Origin of the sequence: Herbidospora daliensis, from assembly GCF_001570585.1 — a bacterium.
GTDB classification, from domain to species: domain Bacteria; phylum Actinomycetota; class Actinomycetes; order Streptosporangiales; family Streptosporangiaceae; genus Herbidospora; species Herbidospora daliensis.
On sequence record NZ_BBXF01000006.1, the window covers coordinates 222848 to 241066 of the forward strand.

General features: G+C 71.4%; 20 protein-coding genes. 11 read left to right on the top strand and 9 right to left on the bottom strand.

Annotated elements, in window-relative coordinates; translation table 11 throughout:
* Position 1 precedes the first annotated feature (1 nt).
* Positions 2-1264 carry a sugar ABC transporter substrate-binding protein gene (locus tag AW274_RS29285; RefSeq protein WP_062438625.1) on the bottom strand — a complete coding sequence of 421 codons (1263 nt, stop codon included), beginning with the start codon at positions 1262-1264 and terminating at the stop codon, positions 2-4.
* A 37-nt stretch (positions 1265-1301) separates the two neighbouring features.
* Positions 1302-2330, bottom strand: a complete 1029-nt coding sequence (locus tag AW274_RS29290; protein ID WP_062438629.1) for a LacI family DNA-binding transcriptional regulator — start codon at positions 2328-2330, stop codon at positions 1302-1304.
* Between the two features lie 134 nt (positions 2331-2464).
* Here AW274_RS29290 and AW274_RS29295 point away from each other — a divergent pair, with 134 nt between their 5' ends.
* Entirely contained in the window at positions 2465-4519 is a 2055-nt protein-coding gene (locus AW274_RS29295) for an amylo-alpha-1,6-glucosidase (RefSeq protein ID WP_062439477.1), read from the top strand.
* 56 nt (positions 4520-4575) lie between these two features.
* Positions 4576-5109: a hypothetical protein gene (locus AW274_RS29300; RefSeq protein ID WP_062438633.1), complete on the top strand. Its 534-nt coding sequence runs from the start codon at positions 4576-4578 to the stop codon at positions 5107-5109.
* Here the strand turns inward: AW274_RS29300 and AW274_RS29305 are convergent.
* A complete protein-coding gene (locus AW274_RS29305; RefSeq protein ID WP_062438636.1) occupies positions 5106-5915 on the bottom strand; it encodes a PIG-L family deacetylase in 810 nt (269 codons plus the stop codon). The two genes, AW274_RS29300 and AW274_RS29305, sit on opposite strands and share 4 nt — an antisense overlap.
* Positions 5916-6071: 156 nt before the next feature.
* Here AW274_RS29305 and AW274_RS29310 point away from each other — a divergent pair, with 156 nt between their 5' ends.
* Positions 6072-6812, top strand: coding sequence for a hypothetical protein (locus AW274_RS29310; RefSeq protein WP_062438638.1), 741 nt, complete (start codon positions 6072-6074; stop codon positions 6810-6812).
* Here AW274_RS29310 and AW274_RS29315 read toward each other — a convergent pair.
* From AW274_RS29315 to AW274_RS29330, 4 genes are all read right to left on the bottom strand, one after another.
* Positions 6776-7282 carry a class I SAM-dependent methyltransferase gene (locus AW274_RS29315; protein ID WP_062438641.1) on the bottom strand — a complete coding sequence of 169 codons (507 nt, stop codon included), beginning with the start codon at positions 7280-7282 and terminating at the stop codon, positions 6776-6778. The genes AW274_RS29310 and AW274_RS29315 overlap by 37 nt on opposite strands.
* A gap of 9 nt (positions 7283-7291) precedes the next feature.
* Positions 7292-8938 carry a monocarboxylic acid transporter gene (locus tag AW274_RS29320; RefSeq protein WP_062438646.1) on the bottom strand — a complete coding sequence of 549 codons (1647 nt, stop codon included), beginning with the start codon at positions 8936-8938 and terminating at the stop codon, positions 7292-7294.
* The gene (locus tag AW274_RS29325) at positions 8935-9312 is read right to left on the bottom strand and encodes a DUF485 domain-containing protein (protein WP_063813688.1); all 378 of its coding nucleotides are present in this window, start codon (positions 9310-9312) and stop codon (positions 8935-8937) included. Before AW274_RS29325 ends, AW274_RS29320 begins: the two co-directional genes overlap by 4 nt.
* A gap of 83 nt (positions 9313-9395) precedes the next feature.
* Complete coding sequence (locus AW274_RS29330; RefSeq protein ID WP_062438650.1) at positions 9396-10616, bottom strand: amidohydrolase family protein; 1221 nt, start codon at positions 10614-10616, stop codon at positions 9396-9398.
* 126 nt (positions 10617-10742) lie between these two features.
* On the opposite strand from AW274_RS29330, the gene AW274_RS29335 reads away from it, so the two are divergent.
* The 3 genes from AW274_RS29335 to AW274_RS29345 are packed head-to-tail and all read left to right on the top strand — an operon-like array spanning position 10743 to position 12609.
* Entirely contained in the window at positions 10743-11054 is a 312-nt protein-coding gene (locus AW274_RS29335) for a YciI family protein (RefSeq protein ID WP_232320514.1), read from the top strand.
* Positions 11054-11380 carry a YciI family protein gene (locus AW274_RS29340; protein ID WP_062438657.1) on the top strand — a complete coding sequence of 109 codons (327 nt, stop codon included), beginning with the start codon at positions 11054-11056 and terminating at the stop codon, positions 11378-11380. Before AW274_RS29335 ends, AW274_RS29340 begins: the two co-directional genes overlap by 1 nt.
* A 5-nt stretch (positions 11381-11385) precedes the next feature.
* Positions 11386-12609 (top strand): RNA polymerase sigma factor, encoded by a 1224-nt coding sequence (locus tag AW274_RS29345; protein ID WP_198169482.1) that lies wholly within the window; start codon positions 11386-11388, stop codon positions 12607-12609.
* Here the strand turns inward: AW274_RS29345 and AW274_RS29350 are convergent.
* Positions 12606-13469, bottom strand: a complete 864-nt coding sequence (locus AW274_RS29350; protein WP_232320472.1) for an NAD(+)/NADH kinase — start codon at positions 13467-13469, stop codon at positions 12606-12608. The genes AW274_RS29345 and AW274_RS29350 overlap by 4 nt on opposite strands.
* Positions 13470-13499: 30 nt before the next feature.
* On the opposite strand from AW274_RS29350, the gene AW274_RS29355 reads away from it, so the two are divergent.
* Complete coding sequence (locus AW274_RS29355) at positions 13500-14117, top strand: nucleoside/nucleotide kinase family protein (RefSeq protein WP_062438660.1); 618 nt, start codon at positions 13500-13502, stop codon at positions 14115-14117.
* Positions 14114-14572, top strand: a complete 459-nt coding sequence (locus tag AW274_RS29360; protein WP_062438664.1) for a peroxiredoxin — start codon at positions 14114-14116, stop codon at positions 14570-14572. Before AW274_RS29355 ends, AW274_RS29360 begins: the two co-directional genes overlap by 4 nt.
* On the opposite strand, the gene AW274_RS29365 is transcribed toward AW274_RS29360, so the two are convergent.
* Positions 14556-14999 (bottom strand): hypothetical protein, encoded by a 444-nt coding sequence (locus AW274_RS29365; protein WP_062438667.1) that lies wholly within the window; start codon positions 14997-14999, stop codon positions 14556-14558. The genes AW274_RS29360 and AW274_RS29365 overlap by 17 nt on opposite strands.
* Before the next feature lie 18 nt (positions 15000-15017).
* On the opposite strand from AW274_RS29365, the gene AW274_RS29370 reads away from it, so the two are divergent.
* The 3 genes from AW274_RS29370 to AW274_RS29380 all read left to right on the top strand — a co-directional run bounded on the left by AW274_RS29370 (position 15018) and on the right by AW274_RS29380 (position 18219).
* On the top strand, positions 15018-15632 hold the full coding sequence (locus tag AW274_RS29370) for a DUF998 domain-containing protein (protein ID WP_062438672.1): 615 nt from the start codon (positions 15018-15020) through the stop codon (positions 15630-15632).
* Positions 15633-15696: 64 nt separating this feature from the next.
* On the top strand, positions 15697-16206 hold the full coding sequence (locus AW274_RS29375; RefSeq protein WP_063813690.1) for a hypothetical protein: 510 nt from the start codon (positions 15697-15699) through the stop codon (positions 16204-16206).
* A 3-nt stretch (positions 16207-16209) separates the two neighbouring features.
* On the top strand, positions 16210-18219 hold the full coding sequence (locus AW274_RS29380; RefSeq protein WP_062438681.1) for a flotillin family protein: 2010 nt from the start codon (positions 16210-16212) through the stop codon (positions 18217-18219).

Here is an 18219-nt window from a genome sequence, read left to right on the forward strand (position 1 = left end):
CTCAGTCGCCGAGTGCGGCTTGGGTGTTCTTCTGCACCCGCGCGAGCAACGTCTTGGGCGCGATGGAGGTGAGCTGCTGGATGCCGGTGTCGAAGTCGGCCAGCACGCTGTCCATCTTCGGCGCGTTCACCGGGCCGTGGGCGTAGTCGGCGCCGTTCACGAACGGGGCGTCATCCGGGAACTCGGCGGTGTAGGCGTCCTTGGCCGACTGGCGCGAGGGCATCACGCCGAACGCCTTGGCGTAGGTCATCTGCTGCTCGGCCGTGGTCATCGCCTCGACGAAGCTGATCGCCGCCTCCTTGTTCTTCGACTTGGCGGCGACGCCCCAGCAGGTGGTGAACGACAGGGTGCCCTTGCCCGCCGGACCGGCCGGGAGCTCGTGGACGGTGTACTTCACGTCGGGGAAGTCGTTGGTGAGCGCGCCCTTGATCCAGTTGCCCTCGATCGTCATGGCCGCGGCGCCCTTGCCGAACGCCTCGCCGCCCCAGCCCGCGCCGAGCTGCTTGGGGTACTGGGCGGTCTTGTCCTTGACCAGGTTCTGGACGTAGGTCAGCGCCTCCAGGTTCTCGGGGGAGTCGGCCGTGGCGGTCTTGCCGTCGGCGCTGGTGACCCAGCCGCCCGCCTGCACCATGAACGCGCCCACCCGGTCGCGCGTGTCGCCGAGCGCCAGCGGGGTGACGTCCTTGGCCTTCAGCTTCTCGCCGACCGCGGTGAGCTGGTCCCACGTGGTGGGGATGTCGGCGTCGGTCAGCCCGGCCTTGCTCCACAGGTCGGTGTTGACGATGAGCGCCAGCGTCGAGAAGTCCTTGGGCGCGCAGTAGAACTTGCCGTCGAAGGTGAAGGTGGTGCGCAGGCTCTCGTAGAAGTCGGTCGGGTTGGAGATCCTGTCGCCGTACGGCTCCAGCGCGCCGACGCTGGCGTAGTCGGCGAAGCGGCCGGCGTCCACGTAGAACACGTCGGGCGGGGTGTCGCCCGCGAAGGCCTGGCCGAGCTGCTGGCCGAGGTCCTGCGCCGGCGTGACGGTCGCGGTGTTGCCGGTGGCCGCGCCCCACGCGGCGGCGGCGTCGGTCACCGCCTTGGTCTCGGCGTCGCCGGAGGAGCCGATGAGGACCTGCAGCTGGGCGGGGCCGGCCGAGGCCTGGCTCGGCTGCGCGGCCGGGTCGCCGGCCTCCTCGAAACCACTGCCGCCGCAGGCTGCGGAGGACAACAGGACGGCGCCGGCGGCCGTCGACAGGGCCGCCTTCCGGACGTTGCTGCGCTTCATCGCGATTTCCTTTGTTTCTGTTCTCAGGTGGAGGGGGTCAGCCCGACGCGCGGACGACCAGGGAGGGCGGAAGCAGGAGGTACTCCGGAGACGCCCCCGCGCCTCCGTCGAGCCGGTGGGTCAGCAGCCGCAGGCAGCTCGACGCCACCTCCGCCAGGGGCTGCCGGACGCTCGTGAGGCCGATCGCCTTGGCGACCGGGGTGTCGTCGAAGCCGACGACGGCGACGGGACGGTGCGGGTGGCCGCCCGCGAGCCAGGCGGGGCCGGGGGCGCGCGCCACGTGCAGGGCGCCGAGCGCGAGCGAGTCGCTCGCGCAGACCAGGGCGGTGATCTCGGGGTCGCGTTCGAGCAGGTCGCGGGCGGCGTGTTCGCCGGGGGCGACGTCGTCTTCGGTCTCGCGGTGGAGCCCGGCGACGCCGAGGCCGACCTCGGCCAGCGCCCGCCGCCAGCCCTCGCGCCGGTCGTCGCCGACGCCCGAGCCCTTGGGCCAGCCGAGGAAGCCGATCCGGCGATGGCCCTGGGAGAGCAGGTGGCGGGTGGCCGCCTCGGTGCCGGCGGCGCCGTCGACGTCGACCCAGCAGTGGGGGGCGTCGGGCTCGCTCCAGGCCCGGCCGAAGGTGACGAAAGGCACCCCGCGCCCGGCCAGCCAACTCGTGCGCCGGTCGCCGTGGTGGGTGGCCGTCAGCACGAACGCGTCGGGCTCGTACGCGCCGAGCAGGTCGTCGAAGGCGGCGGTCTCGGCGTCGTCGCCGTCGGCGGTGTAGAGCAGCACCCGGTAGCCCTCATGGGCGGCCGTCTCGGTGAGGCCGTGCAGGAAGCGGTCGCCGACCAAGCCGTTGATGCCGTCCTGCTCGGGGTCGATGCGGGCGGCGATCAGCCGCGACCGGCCGGTCCGCATCTGGCGGGCCGCCTGGTTGACCCGGTAGCCGAGCTCCTCGACGACGTCGAGGACGCGGCGGCGGGTCTCCGCGCGGACCACCTCGGGGGTGTTCAGAGCGTTGGAGACCGTCTGGCGAGATACGCCGGCAGCACGCGCCACATCGGCGATCGTCACCTTGTCGGCCATCTGTGCACCTTTCGGGGGGTTGAACGATCAAACGGAAGTAATGCATGATTTGATCGTTCAAGTTAGGGAATTGTTTCGCAATCTGCACCCCTGCTCTTGATCTGTCAAGACACAACTTCGTGAAGGACCACCGCGTGCCTGCCGACTCCCCTTCTGCCGCCGACGTCCGGCTGCAGCCGCTCCTGCACGACCTGGTCAGCACCGTCACGGCGCCCACGAGCGCACTCGGCGGGGCCGACGGCCAGATACGGGCGGCGGGGGTGCAGGGGGTCTTCCACGCCGACCGGCGGGTGGTCTCGGAGGCGGTCCTGCTGATCGACGGCCGGGAGGCCGAGCCCATCGCGCACGCCGCCGCCGGCCCCGGCCGCAGCCGGTTCACCTCGCTGGCGCGCTGGCTCGGCGACGTGCAGCCCGACCCGGTGGTCCGCGTCGACCGGCTGCGCGAGATCCGCGCCTACGGCCTGACCGAGGAGATCACCGTCGCCTCGACCGCCACCATGCCGGTGACGACGACCGTGGCGATGCGGGTCGACTGCGACCTGGCCGCCATCGAGACCGTGAAGTCGGGCCACGACGCCGAACCGGTGACCCCGGTCGGCGGCGAGCTGACCTGGGTCTCCGGCGGCACCACCGTGGCGATGACGGGCGAGGGGGCGCAGGTCCACGGGCGTGAACTGCGCTGGGAGGTGGCCCTCAAACCCGGCGAGAGCGTGAGACTGTGCTGGCGCGTGATGGTGACCGACCCGGCCGCCGTCGTGGCGGCGCCGACGGGCCCCGTCGAGTGGACGCGGCCTGCCCTGAAGGCCGCCGACAGCAGGCTCAGCCGTCTCCTGGCCCAGAGCCTCGACGACCTCGCCGGCCTGCGCCTCACCGAGACCGGCCACCCCGCCGACACCTTCCTCGGCGCGGGCGTGCCGTGGTTCCTGACCGTGTTCGGCCGCGACAGCCTGTGGGCCGCCCGCATGCTGCTGCCGCTCGGCACCGGCCTGGCAGGGGGCACCCTGCGGGTGCTGGCCCGCCGCCAGGGCGTCAAGCGCGACCCGCTGACCGGCGAGGCCCCCGGCAAGATCATGCACGAACTCCGCAGGGGCGAGTTCGTGGTGCCGGTGAACGGGCTGCGGCTCCCCGCCGCCTACTACGGCACGATCGACGCCACCCCGCTGTGGATCAGCCTGCTGCACGACGCCTGGCGCTGGGGCCTGCCCGACCGCGAGGTCGAGGCGCTGCTCCCGGCCATGGAGGCGGCCCTGGGCTGGCTCGCCACCGACGCCGACCCCGACGGCGACGGCTTCCTGGAGTACATCGACGTCAGCGGGCGCGGCCTGGCCAACCAGGGCTGGAAGGACTCCGGCGACTCGGTCAGGTTCCGCGACGGCCGCCTGGCCGACCCGCCCATCGCCCTGGCCGAGGTCCAGGGCTACGCCTACGAGGCCGCCGTCAAGGGCGCCGCGATCCTGGACGCCTTCGGCCGCCCCGGCGCCGACGTCTGGCGCGCCTACGCCGCCTCGATGGCCTGCCGATTCCGCGAGCGGTTCTGGGTCGAGGGCGGCTACCCCGCTCTCGCGCTCGACCGCGACAAGCGGCCGGTCGATGCGCTGACCAGCAACATCGGCCACCTGCTCGGGACCGGTCTCCTCAACCACGAGGAGTCGGCCCGGGTAGCCTCCCTGCTCGCCTCACCCGAGATGTCGGCCGGGTTCGGCCTGCGCACGATGTCGTCGGCCGACAAGGGCTTCAGCCCGCTGTCGTACCACTGCGGCTCGGTCTGGCCCCACGACACCGCCATCGTGATCGCCGGCCTGGCCCGCGAGGGCTTCGGCGCCGAGGCCGCCGTCCTCGCCGAAGGGCTGCTGGCCGCGGCCGAGCCGTTCGAGAACCGGCTGCCCGAACTGCTCTCGGGCGACGCCCGCGACGCGGTCGGCCGCCCGGTGCCCTACCCGGCCTCCTGCCGCCCGCAGGCGTGGTCGGCGGCGGCCGCCGTGGTGATCACCCACGCGGCGCTCGGCCTCCACCCCGACGTGCCGGGCGGCACCGTCGACCTGCGCCCGATGGCCGGCGCGCCCCTCGGCGCGCTCGCCGCCGACGGGTTCGTGGTCGCCGGGACCTCGGTGTCCGTATCGGTCGACGCCGCCGGGACCGCCGAGATCGATCGGTTGCCCGGCCGATTCAAGGTGGTAACCACGGGTTAACCGGCCGACCGCACACTGGGCTCTCCCGATCATCGACGCGCCCAGGAGCGTTCCATATGGCCGAGCCGGTGCAGCCGCCGCGCCCCGCGATGTTCTCCCTGACCGACATGCGGGACGCGGAGGAGGTCTCGGTACGCGGCCTGGTGTTCACCGGGTTCCTGCTGGCCGCGCTGGTCACCACGTCGTGGATCCTGCTCACGGTGCCGACCGTGCTCACCGAGCAGTGGATCGTCGGCGCGACCGTCACGCTGACCGGCATCGTCGCGTTCTTCGGCCTCTACGCCTCGGTCAGGAAGATGCGGGTCGCGCTGGCGGGGGCGCTGTTCGTGGCGTGGCTGCTGCTGAACACCTACGCGTTCGTCATCGGCCCGCTCGACGACCGCAAGGAGTTCTGGGACACGCTGCGCCAGTTCATGACCGTCGCCGTCGCGTTCTACTTCGGCTCGGAGACGATCGTGCAGGCCACGAAGGTCTTCCAGGCCGGGAAGATCACCTCGGAGACCATCCGCCGGACCGGTGTGGCGCCCGATCCGGCGGGGGTGCGGGCGGCGCTCAACGTCGACGCCGAACGCGCCCGCCGCAAGGACTAACGCAGGCCGCGGAACAGGTCGTCCTCGACCCCGTCGGGGGCCGGGACCGTCGACCTGACCAGCGTGTAGGCCTCACCCGAGAACATCGCCCGCTGGGTGTCGGCCGGCAGGCCCAGGAAGAACGCGCTGTCGCCCTGGCTGCCGTGGGCGGTGATCGCCTTGATCTTGTGCTCGACGTACTCGGACGTGTCGAGGATCGCGCTGATCTCCTCGTCGGGGGTGGACCAGTCTTCGTACTCGTCCCAGCCCTCGGTGTCCATGCCGGCGGCGACCATGCCGTCGTACATGGACTTCATCCAGCTGCGCGGGGTCGCGGTGTAGTAGAACTTCGCCGGTACGCCGCTCAGCTCGACCGCCCGCGCCGCCACCCGGTGGGCCTGGATGTGGTCGGGGTGGCCGTAGCCGCCGTTCTCGTCGTAGGTGAGCACCACCTGCGGCTGATAGGTCCGCATCAGCTCGGCCAGCCGTCCGGCCGCCTCGTCGACGGGCACGTTGGCGAACGCGCGCTCGTGGTTGTTGCCGTCCCAGCCGTCCATGCCCGAGTCGCGGTAGCCCAGCAGCTCCACGTCGGAGATGCCGAGATGGGCCGCCGACTCGCGCAGCTCCGCCAGCCGGACCTTCGCCACCGCGGCGTCGTCGTGGCCCGGCTCGCCCGGTTTGACCCCGTCGGGACCGTCTCCCTGTTCTCCATTGGTGCACGTCACCAGCACCGTCCGGACGCCCTGGGCGGCGTAATGGGCGAACGTGCCGCCCGTTCCCATCACCTCGTCGTCGGGATGGGCGTGCACGGCCATCAGTGTGAACATCTCATTACCTCCACGAATTGCTAGAACATCCCGCCCCCATGGGCGATTCCAGTTGCGTCACGACCATCGAGGGCCATGAACTTTCACCGTCGTCGGCGAGTCCCACTCCCCGAAAGACGTTTTCAGCACGAACCGACCACCCCCGGGGGAAACCGAATGACCCGCCCGCTGATCGCCGCCGCCGTGGCCGCCCTGGCCGCGACCGCACTCACGGCCGCACCCGCCACCGCGAAGACCGCGAAGACCCAGACCATCTACGGCTACGCGTGGGCGGACGGTTCCAACCATCTGCGCATCACCCCCGCCAAGGCCAAGCTCGTGACCCAGCACGGGGTGCGCCGCTACAAGCTGACCTCGGTGCCGGGCGCGAAGGAGCGCCGCGTCTTCACCGACGGGGTGCGCTTCCGCCGCATCACCACCGCGTGCGACCTGAAGGAGACCGAGGGCCGCATCAGGCAGGACAGGAAGGGCCTGGGCACCACCGACTGCGACGCCCTCGACCTGAAGTTCGTGCTCAGCCTCGGCCCCGCCCCGGTGAAGATCACCATCACGCCGTCGCTGACCACGGTCGCCGAGTTCCTCGCGGTCCCGACCAACCCGGTCACCGCCTACGGGCAGCTCACCCGCGTCGACGACCGGACGGTGCTGTTCAAGCGCTCCGGCAGGGCCGCCGTCAAGCTCCGCTACACCCACCTCGGTTTCAACCGCGTGACGAAGAGCTGCTCCGACCGCTGGACGGCGAACGTGCCGAACGAGGAGGCCGGCATCGGCACCAAGCCGTGCACCGCGACGGCGTTCCGCAACGCCATCAGGCACGCGGGCCCGGTGACGGTGAAGGTCTACTACCAGCCGGTCAGCGGTCATCTGTGGGAGGTCTGGGAGGCCCTGGGCGACTGACCCGCCACCGCGAACACCTTCGGCCCGAGCACGTTCACCTCGGGCCGGAGGCCGTGGCGGGCGAACACCTCGGACAACCGCCCGCCCAGCTCGGCCGACCGGTCGCCGGGCGTCTCGTAGCAGAGCAGGAGCGAGCCGCCCGGGGCCAGCAGCGCCAGCAGCCGCTCCATCTCGGCGGCGGGGTCGCGTACCCAGAAATGATTGACGTTGACCGCGAAGATGACGTCGAACTCGCCCTCGACCGACAACCGCTCCAGGGCCTCACACCGGAAGTCGGCCCCCGGCACCCGCTCCCGCGCGGCCCTGATCGCGGTCTCCGACCGGTCGACGCCCAGGTAGCGGCCGGTCGTCAGCTTCTCGACCACCAGCCGGGCCGCCGCCCCCCGGCCGCACCCGATCTCCAGGACCCACGCGTCGGGCCGCAGATCGAGCGCGTCGACCGCGAGGGTCAGTCGTCCGGGAACCGCCATGCGGCCACGCTAACGACCGCCACCGACATTCTTCGCCGACTGACCGTGGGCCCCGGCGCCGGTGAGGGCCCGCACCGACAACTCCGAATAGCGGCCCGGGTCGGCCTTCTCCCTGCTCAGCAGCGTGCCGGCGACCGCGCACAGGAACGCGAACGGGATCGACACCAGCCCCGGGTTCTCCAGCGGGAACACGTGGAAGTCGACCGGCGGCGGCAGCAGCGAGCGCGGCCCGCCCGACAGCACCGGCGACAGCGCCACGAGCACGATCGAGCCCAGCAGTCCGCCGTAGACGCCGCAGACCACGCCGGTCGAGTTGAAGCGCCGCCAGAACAGCGACAACACGATCGCCGGCAGGTTGGCCGAGGCGGCCATCGCGAAGGCCAGCGCCACCAGGAACGCCACGTTCATGTCGCGCACCAGCACGGCCAGGAACACCGCGAACACCCCGATGACGAACGCCGAGAAGCGCGCCACCGCGACCTCCTGCGACTCCTTCGGCTTGCCGAACATCAGCACGTGCCCGAAGAAGTCGTGCGCCAGCGACGTCGACGACGCCAGCACCAGCCCCGACACCACGGCCAGGATCGTCGCGAACGCCACCGCGCCGATGAAGGCGAGCAGGATCTCCCCGCCGACCGGCCCGGCCACCGATTCGCCGACCGCCTGCGCGAGCTGCAGCGCGGCGGTGTTGCCCGACGGGTCCTGCGCGGTGATGGCCTGCTGCCCGACCAGCGCGGTCGCCCCGAACCCGAGCGCGAGGGTCATCAGGTAGAAGGCGCCGACCAGGCCGATCGCCCAGTTGACCGAGGTGCGGGCGGCCCGCGCGTCGGGCACGGTGAAGAACCGGCCGACGATGTGCGGCAGCCCGGCCGTGCCGAGCACCAGCGCGACCGCCAGGCTGACGAAGTCGAGGACGCCGATGATGCCGTCGGCGTCCTTCGCGAAGCGCTGGCCGGGGTTCAGGAACTCGCCGGGCTTCCCGCTGCGGGCGTCGGCCGCGCCCAGCATCTCGCTCGGGTTGAAGCCGAACCGGCTGAGCACCAGGACGGTCAGCGCGGTGGTCCCGGCCATCAGCAGCACGGCCTTGATGATCTGCACCCAGGTGGTGCCCTTCATGCCGCCGTAGCTGACGTAGAAGATCATCATCATGCCGACGACCAGGATCGTGATGACCTTGGCGGCCTCCGGCGAGATGCCCATGAACGTCTCGCCCGGGTGGATGCCGAGCAGCAGCGACACCAGCGCGCCCGCCCCGACCATCTGCGCGACCAGGTAGAACACCGACACGGTCACCGTCGAGACGGCGGCGGCGGTGCGCACCATCGGCCGCTTCCCGCCCCGGTAGGACAACACGTCGGCCATGGTGAACCGGCCCGCGTTGCGCATCAGCTCGACCAGCAGCAGCGTCAGCAGCCACGCCACCAGGAAGCCGATGGAGTAGAGGAACCCGTCGTAACCCGACAACGCGATGATGCCGGCGATGCCGAGGAACGACGCCGCCGACATGTAGTCGCCGGCCAGGGCCAGCCCGTTCTGCGCCCCCGAGAACGTGCGGCCGCCCGCGTAGAAGTCGTCGGTGCCCTTGGTGTTGACGCGGGCCCAGATCGTCACCCCGAGGGTGATCACGATGAAGACGGCGAACAGCCCGATGGTCATCGGCGCGTCCAGTTCTCGATGCGGTGGCGCTCGGCCAGGATGCGGCGCTCCCGCTCGCGTTGGGCCTGGCGCTGCCCGGCCTCGTCGCGCAGCTCGGCCGACAGCGGGTCGAGCATGCGGCGGGCGTAACGGGTGTAGCGCCAGGCCAGCGCGAACGTCGAGACGAACTGCAGCACCCCGAGCAGCAGCGCGACGTTGACGTTGCCGATCGCGGGCAGGGCCATGAAGTCGCGGGCGAAGGCCGACAGGGCGATGTACAGGAAGTACCAGCCCAGGAACGCTCCAACGATCGTCAGCGCCAGTCGCCGGAACCGTGCTTTGAGCAGGCGGAACCGCTCGTCGGTCGCCAGCCCGGCCAGGTCGTCCGCCTGCACGGGGCCTCCATCAGGGGAAAGATCTCTTGCGGTGACCGTCCGTACACGGGTCACTCCGCACCGAGACCTCACCATAAAGGGGGTTACGCCGATTTTCCGGGGAACGCGGGAAAGTGGGTCGCCGAGTTCGTCGAGGCGACCACCCGGCCGCCCACCACGACGTGGCGGGGCGGGTTGTGGCGGGTCAGCGCCTCCCTGATCGTCGTGCCGTCGAGGACGACGAAGTCGGCCGCGGCGCCCTCCTTGAGGCCCTCCGGCTCCCGGCCGATCACCCGGGCGGCGGTGGTGGTGATCATGTCGTACAGGTCGTCGAGGCGGGTCGGGCCGAGCGTGTGGGCGGCCAGGAAGGCGACCTCCAGCAGGTTGTGGCGGCCGAAGGGGTAGTAGGCGTCCTCGATGTCGTCCTGGCCGAGCGCGACCGGCACCCCGGCGTCGGTCAGCGGGAACACCGGCAGGTGCAGGGGGCCGGTGTGCGGGTCGCTGACCAGGCCGAGGCCCGCCTTGGTGAGCAGGCCGGTCAGCCGGCGCAGGTAGGGCTCGGGGTAGAGGGCCATCGCGCGGGCGTGCTGGGCGCTGGCGCGGCCCGCCATGCCGTGGGCGAGCAGTTCGGCGGCCAGCGTCTCCGTGGTGCGCAGGCCGGGGTCGCCCGCGTCGTCCACGAGCATCGCGACCCGCTTTCCGGTGCGCTTCGCCAGCGCCACCAGACGCCGCACGTGCTCGGCGGCGTCGGCGTCGGTGAACTCGATCCACGGGATGCCGCCGACCACGTCGGCGCCCAGGGCGACGGCCTCCTCGATCAGCTCCTCGGTGCCGGGGGCCTTCAGCAGGCCGTCCTGCGGGAAGGCGACCACCCTGACGTCGACGAACTCGCGGAACTCCGCCTTCAGCGCCAGCAGCGCCTTCACCCCGGTCAGCCCGGCGACCGGGTCGACGTCGGCGAACGCCTGCACCGCCCGCACCCCGTGCCGCACCGACTCGACCAGGGCCGACCGCGCCCGCGTGGTGACGGCCTCCTCGGTCTGATGGGCCTTCACGGCCGCGGCGCCGTCGATGGCGTCCATGGCCGCGCCCATGGTCCCCTTCGTGTACGCCGCCAGCGGCCCCCCGCCCGCCAGGTCGAGCGTGTGGACCTTGCAGAGGTGGAGGTGGGCGTCCACGAACGGCTCGGTGACGAGGTTGCCCTCGGCGTCGAGGCCCGAGGCGGTTCCGGTGTCGGGGGTGATCGAGGTGAGGCGGCCCCGCTCGGCGGTGAGCGTCCAGCGTCCGGGGCGGCCGCGGAGGGCGGCGTTGTGCACGGTCGGCATGAGGGGACGCTAGGCGGTTGTAGCGTCGGAGAAAAGTTCTTCCGCGCGGGTGTCCATCCGGCGCGGGCCCGTTCGTCGTCATCCCGTCAGACCACGAGAACAGAGGAGCACGAGTTCGTGAAATACATGCTCTTGATCTACAGCGGCGGCGCGGCGGGCGACTTCGAAGCCTGGATGAACTATGACAAGTCGGTCAAGGAAGCCGGGATCTACATCTCCGGCGAGTCCCTCACCGACGTCGCCCAGGCCACCACGGTCCGCGTCGACGGCGCCGAGCGGGTCGTGACCGACGGCCCGTTCGCGGAGACCCGGGAGGTCCTCGGCGGCTACTACGTCCTCGACGTGCCCGACAAGGAGACCGCCCTCGACTGGGCGGCCAGGTGTCCGGGTTCGTGGGAGGGCGGCGCGGTCGTGCTGCGGGAATGCGAGGTGTACTGATGAAATACATGCTGCTGATCCACGGCGCCAGCGAGAAGTGCACGACCGAAGACTGGATGGTCTACGGCAAGGCGCTCACCGACGCCGGCGTCTACGTCGGCGGGGCCCCGCTGGCCGACCAGAGCCTCACCACGACCGTCCAGCTCACCGACGGCGGCGAGACGGTCGTCACCGACGGTCCCTTCGCCGAGACGCACGAGGTGCTGGGGGGCTACTACCTCATCGACGTGCCCGACCTCGACGCCGCGACCGACTGGGCCGCGAAGTGCCCGGGGGCGCGCTTCGGCGGCCGGATGGTGGTCCGCCCGATCGTCGACTTCCCCTGACGCCCGTGACCGGCGACGTCAACGCGTCGGTCGAGGCGATCTTCCGTGAGGAGCGCGGCCGGCTGCTGGCCGCGCTCGTCCGGCGGTTCGGCGACCTCGACCTGGCCGAGGAGGTCACCTCGGAGGCGATCGAGGCCGCCCTGGTCCGGTGGCCGCTCGACGGGGTGCCGGCCAGCCCGGGGGCCTGGCTGATGACCACCGCCCGCCGCCGCGCCGTCGACCGGCTGCGCCGCGACCAGACGTACGCCGCCCGGCTGGCCCTGCTCCAGGTCGAGGCCGACCGGGCGGGGCCGCCGGTGGTCGACGGCGTGCTGCCCGACGAGCGGCTGCGGTTGTTCTTCACCTGCTCCCACCCGGCGCTGCCGGAGGCCGACCGGGGCGCGCTCACCCTGCGCTACCTGGCCGGCCTGACCACCGTCGAGGTGGCGCGGGCCTATCTGGTCCCGGTCGAGACCATGGCCAAACGCCTGGTCAGGGCCAAGAAGAAGATCAGCGGGGCGCGCATCCCGTTCCGGGTGCCCGACGTCCACGAGCTCCCGGCGCGGTTGCCCGGCGTGCTGCGCGCGATCTACTCGATCTTCACCGAGGGCTACGCCGCCAGCGCGGGCCCCGATCTCGTCCGCCACGACCTGGCCGAGGAGGCGCTGCGCCTGGCCCGCATCCTGCACCGCCTTTTGCCGGGCGAACGCGAGGTCACCGGCCTGCTGGCGCTGATGCTGCTCACCCACGCCCGCCGCGCCGCCCGCACCGGCCCCGACGGCGGCCTGGTCCTGCTGGAAGACCAGGACCGCTCCCTGTGGGACCGCGCCATGATCGACGAGGGGGAGCCCCTGGTCGTGGCCGCCCTGACCGGCGGCCCGCCGGGCCCCTACGGCGTGCAGGCCGCCATCGCCGCCCTGCACGACGAGGAGCCGACCGACTGGCCCCAGATCGTCGGCCTGTACGACGTCCTCCGGTCGCTGACCCCCTCGCCCGTGGTCGACCTGAACCGGGCGGTCGCCGTCGCCATGCGCGACGGCCCGGAGGCGGGCCTGGCCCTGCTCGACGACCTGGCCGGGGAGCCCCGGCTGCGCGGCCTGCACGTCTTCCCGGCCGCCCGGGGCGAGCTGCTGCGCCGGCTGGGCCGCCCGGCCGAGGCGGCGCGGGCCTTCCGCGAGGCCCTGGAGCTGGCCGGCAGCGAACCGGAACGCCGCCACCTGCGGGCCCGGCTCGACGAGGTCGGCGGCTAGTCGACCTCGGCGCTGCCGTTGACGCGCAGCTTGCGCCGGGCCCGCTCGTAGAACGAGGTCGTGCCCAGCCGCACCACCCGGGCCGCCGCCCGCACCGCCGTGACGGTGATCCGGTGCCCGGGGGACAGGTGCCCGGCGATCGTGCCGTCGACCTCGACCGCGATGTGCCCGCTGGTCGGCAGCACCTCCAGCGTCACCTCCTCGTCGGCCGAGAGCACCAGCGCCCGGTTGAACGTCGAGTGGGCCGCCGCCGGCACCACCAGGAAACCCTCGACGTTGGGGGAGACGATCGGCCCGCCGGCCGAGAAGCTGTAGGCCGTCGACCCGGTCGAGGTCGCCACGATCACCGCGTCGGCCGCCAGCCGGACGAACGGATGCCCCGCCACCGACACCGCCACGGCCGCCATCCCGTCGCCGGGGTGCCGGACCAGCGCGATGTCGTTGAACGCCAGCACCTCGCCGTCGTCGGGCAGCAGGGTCCGGATGGCCATCCGCGCCTCGACGAAGTGCTCGTGGCCGTCGATGGCCGTCAGCGCTGGAGGCAGTTCCTCGACGTCGATCTCGGCGAGGAAGCCGAGTTTGCCCAGGTTGACGCCGAGCACCGGCGTCGGCAGCCCGGCGATCAGCCGCATCGCCCGCAGCATGGTGCCGTCGCCGCCGAGGCTGACCATCAGGTCGGAGCGCGCGGCCAGTTCGGCGGGCCCGACGGGCAGGGCGCTGCAGTCGATCCGCCCGACCTCCTCGGGCAGCCCGACCACCGTGACGCCGCGTCCGCGGGCCCACTCGATGATCGTGTCGATGGCCTCTTTGGAGTCGCGGCGCGGATGCAGGACCAGCCCGACCGTGTTCACCATGCCCATCCGCCCACTTTAGGGCGGCATGATGGCCAGATGGGTGTGCGGCCGGTCTCCGTCGAAGGGCTCGTCGCCGAGCTGGTCGCGATGATCGCCGACCGGCCCGGCTGGGTGCGGGCGGCGATCGACGGCGCCGACGCGGCCCGGCCGTGGGAGCTGGCCGACCTGGTCGCCGAGAGGCTGCGGGTCCATCGGCACGTGCTCCGGGTTTCGGCCAGGGATTTCCTGCGGGCCGCCTCGCTCCGCTACGAGTTCGGCCGGCACGACCCCGACTCCTACTACGACGGCTGGCTCGACGTGAAGGGCCTGACCCGGGAGGTGCTCCAGCCGCTCGAACCCGGCGGCACCGGCCGGGTCGTGCCCTCGTTGTGGGACCCGGTGAGAGACCGGGCCACCCGGGCGCCCTACCAGGTGGTGCCGGAGAACGCGGTGGTCGTGCTCGACGGGCCGCTGCTCCTCGGGCAGGGGCTGCCCCTCGATTTCTCCGTTCACCTGAGCCTTTCGAAGAAGGCGCTCGAACGGCGTACAAGCGAACAATGGACGTTGCCCGCCTTCGAACGCTACGCCGATGAGGTCAGGCCGCAGGATTGGGCGGATGTGGTGGTTCGGGTGGATGATTCCCGACACCCCGCACTGGTAGAAATTGATCCATGAAAATCGGTGAGCTCGTCGCGGACTTCGCGCTTCCGGACGAGAACGGGGAGACCCGTCGCCTGAGCGAGTTCCTCGAAGAGGGGCCCGTGGTGCTCTTCTTCTACCCGGCGGCGATGACCTCCGGATGCACCGCCGAGACCTGCTACTTCCGTGACCTCGCCGCCGAATTCAAAGCGGTTGGAGCGGTCCGCGTCGGGATCAGCAAAGACAAGGTGAAACGGCAGAAGTTGTTCGCCGAGACCAACTCGCTCGGCTACCCGCTGCTGTCCGACGAGGAGGGCGTGGTGGCCAAGCAGATGGGGGTGCGCCGGACCGTCGCCGTCGGGCCGTTCGTCACCCGGCGCGTCACCTTCGTCATCGACACCGACTTCACGGTGCTCGACGTCATCCACAACGAGGTCATGATGACCGACCACGCCGACCGCGCGCTGAAGACCCTCAGGGATAGAGGCTGACGCGGTCGTCGACCTCGTGGTCGAACCCGCCCTCCAGCCCGACTCCGTGGGCGAGGGTGACGGTCCACTGCTCGTAGTACCACTCCAGGCTGTGGCCGCTGAACCGGAAGTTGGCCCGATAGCGGGCCCGCTGGCCGGGGGCGAGGGTGAACAGCTCGACCGGCCGCCGCCCGCGCGGATACGCGGCGAACACGGCGGCCCGCGACACCCGGCCGCCGGGCTCCACGCGCAGGCCCGCCATGGTCGCGGGCAGGGCGAGTTCGCGGAGGGTCTCGGCGCGCGGTGAGAGCAGCACGTCGTGGAAGACGACCTCTCCCGTGCAGGCCGGCAGCGGCACCCGATCCGGCAGCGACCCCCGCAGCGTGGCCGCGGCCGCACCGCGGCCGGCCTTGGACCAGCGAGTCACCACCCGCTGCACCACGAGCATGGTGGCATTTTAGAGAGCATGCGCGTTCCCGCCCAGGCCGGTCTCGGCGCCATCGCCGTGGCCGCCGCCGCCATCCTGACCCTCGAGTTCTCCTCGGGCATCGACCTGAGGCGCCGGACGATCAGCGAACACCAGCTCGGCGAGCACGCCTGGTTGTTCGGGCTCTCGGTGGCGCTGATCGCGCTGGGCTCGCTCGGCATCGGGGCGACCCTCGCCGCGCAGCGCCGCGCCCGCCCGATGGGCCTGGTCGCGCTGGCCGGGTGGAGCCTCGGGCTGCTGATCGTGGCGACCTTCCCCAAGCACGACTGGTCGCTCGGGCCGTCGTTCTCCGGGTCGGTGCACCGCGTCGGCAGCGTGGTCGCCTTCGTCTGCCTGCCGGTCGCCGTGCTGCTGCTGGCCCGGCCGTGGCGCGACACGATGGCGAGGGTGGCGGCGGCGCTCGGGCTCGGTGCCGTGGTGTGGATCGCCGGGATCGTGCTGGTCGGTTACACCGCCGCCCGCGACGGCATCCCGTGGTGGCGGGCGATGCCGGTCGGGCTCGGGGCGGTGGAGCGCGGCCTGGTGTTCACGGAGATCGCCGCGCTGGCGGCGCTGGGGATTTGGGCTATTGCCCGCCAGGGGCGTAGGGCATAAATGGACCTATTCCATGCGGAACCGCGCTGATAGATTCCTCGTTTGCAAGATGGGGGATAAAACGTTGCGCGATTTTCTGGGCGCCGCATTGGGTTTCCCGGCTGTCCTGTTCAGCTTCGCGCTGATCGTCGTCATCGGGTTCTGGCTGCTGGTGGCCTTCGGCGTGGTCGACCTCGACGGTCTTCCCGCGGCCGAGGTCTCCGGGTTCGTGACCGCCGGGTGGTTCGCGGCGCTGGCCGGATCCGTGCTGCTGCCCGCGCTCGGCTGGGTCGTCCTGGCCGCCGCGCTCGTCGTGGGCCTCGGCGCCGCGTTCCTGGTACGCCGCCTCACGCCCGCGCCCGAGAAGGTGCCCTCACGGCACGACTTCGTCGGGCAGATCTGCGTCATCAGAACCCAGTCGGTCTCCACCGACTTCGGGCAGGCCGAGATCCGCGCCGTCGACGGCTCGGCCTCGGTCATCCAGGTGCGCCAGACCGGCGCCGACGTCTTCCGCGCGGGCGGGGCCGCGCTGATCTTCCAATATGACGCGGAAGGCGAGTTCTTCTGGGTCATGCCTTATGAAGGGGGCCTGTAGTTCATGGACGTCATCTCGGCGGGAGCCGGCATATTCATCGCGGTCGTGCTGATCGTCGTCATCGCACTGGTGATCGTGGTCAGCCGGCTGTTCCGCAAGGTTGAGCAGGGCAAGGCCCTGATCGTGTCGAAGGTGCGCCGGGTCGACGTCACCTTCACCGGCGCCGTGGTCTTACCGGTGCTGCACAAGGCCGAGTTCATGGACATCTCGGTGAAGACCATCGAGATCGAGCGCTCGGGCCACGAGGGCCTGATCTGCCGTGACAACATCCGCGCCGACATCAAGATCACGTTCTTCGTGCGGGTGAACAAGACCGCCGAGGACGTCGTGAAGGTCGCCCAGGCCATCGGCACCGCCCGCGCCAGCGACGAGGGCACCCTCCAGACCCTCTTCAACGCCAAGTTCTCCGAGGCCCTCAAGACCGTCGGCAAGCAGCTCGACTTCGTCGACCTCTACACCCAGCGCGACGAGTTCCGCGACCAGATCATCCGCGTCATCGGCACCGACCTCAACGGCTACTCGCTGGAGGACGCGGCCATCGACTACCTGGAGCAGACCCCGCTGTCGAAGCTCGACCCGGCCAACATCCTCGACGCCCAGGGCATCCGCAAGATCACCGAGCTGACGGCGATCGAGCACGTGCGGACCAACGAGTTCCAGCGCAACGAGGAGAAGGAGATCACCCGGCAGAACGTCGACGCCCGGGAGGCCATCCTCGAACTGGAGCGCCGCCAGGCCGACGCCGAGATCAAGCAGAAGCGCGAGGTCGAGACCATGCGGGCCCGCGAGGAGGCCGAGATCTCCCGGGTGCGCGCCGAGGAGCGCCTCAAGGCCCAGGCCGCGGCGATCAAGACCGACGAGCAGATCGGCGTCCAGAGCGAGAACAAGGCCCGCGAGGTCGCCGTCGCCGAGAAGAACCGCGAGCGCGTGATCGCCATCGAGAGCGAGCGCATCGAGAAGGACCGGCTGCTGGAGGTCATCGCCCGCGAGCGGGAGACCGAGTTGTCGCGCATCGCCAAGGAGAAGGAGCTCGAGGTCGAGAAGCGCTCGATCGCCGAGGTCATGCGCGAGCGCATCGCGGTCGAGAAGACGGTGGCCGAGCAGGAGGAGCAGATCAAGCGCCTGCGCGTCATCGAGGAGGCCGAGCGCACCCGCCAGTCGGTCATCATCGCCGCCGAGGCCGAGGCGCAGGAGAACCTGGTCAAGGACATCAAGGCCGCCGAGGCCGCCGAGGCCGCGTCCAAGTTCAAGGCGCGCGAGGCGCTGGTGCTGGCCGAGTCGCGCCAGCAGGCCGCCGAGCTCGACGCCCGCGCCAAGATCCGCCTCGCCGAGGGTGTGCAGGCCGAGGCCGCCGCGACCGGCCTGGCCGAGGTGCAGGTCAAGGAGCGCGCCGCTGCCGCGATCGAGAAGGTCGGCAAGGCCGAGGCGATCGTCGAGCGCGAGAAGGCGCTGGCGTCCGCCGAGGGCACCCGCGAGCGGCTGAAGGCCGAGGCCGACGGCGAGCAGGCCAAGGCCGTGGCCGCCGCGATGATGGTCGGGGAGAAGCTGAAGGCCGAGGCCGAGGGTCTCACCGAGAAGGCCGCCGCGCTGGCCGCGATGTCCGACGCGAGCCGCGTCCACGAGGAGTACCGCCTGCGGCTGGAGGCCGAGAAGGAGATCCGCCTGGCCGGGGTCGAGGTGCACCGCAAGGTCGCCGAGGCGCAGGCCGAGGTGCTGTCGGCCGGTCTGTCGAAGGCCAACATCGACATCGTCGGCGGCGACAGCGTCTTCTTCGACAAGCTCGTCGGCGCGGTGACCATGGGCAAGAGCATCGACGGCTTCGTCGACAACTCCGAGGTGGCCCGCACCCTCGCCGAGCCCTACCTGAACGGCGACGCCAGCCTCAGCGGCGACCTCGCCAAGATCGTGTCGGGGGTCGACTCGGGCGCGGTCCGCGACATGACCGTGTCGGCGTTCCTCGCCGGCCTGATGAAGAACGGGGCCGCCCCGGCGATCACCCCGGTCGAGAAGTGA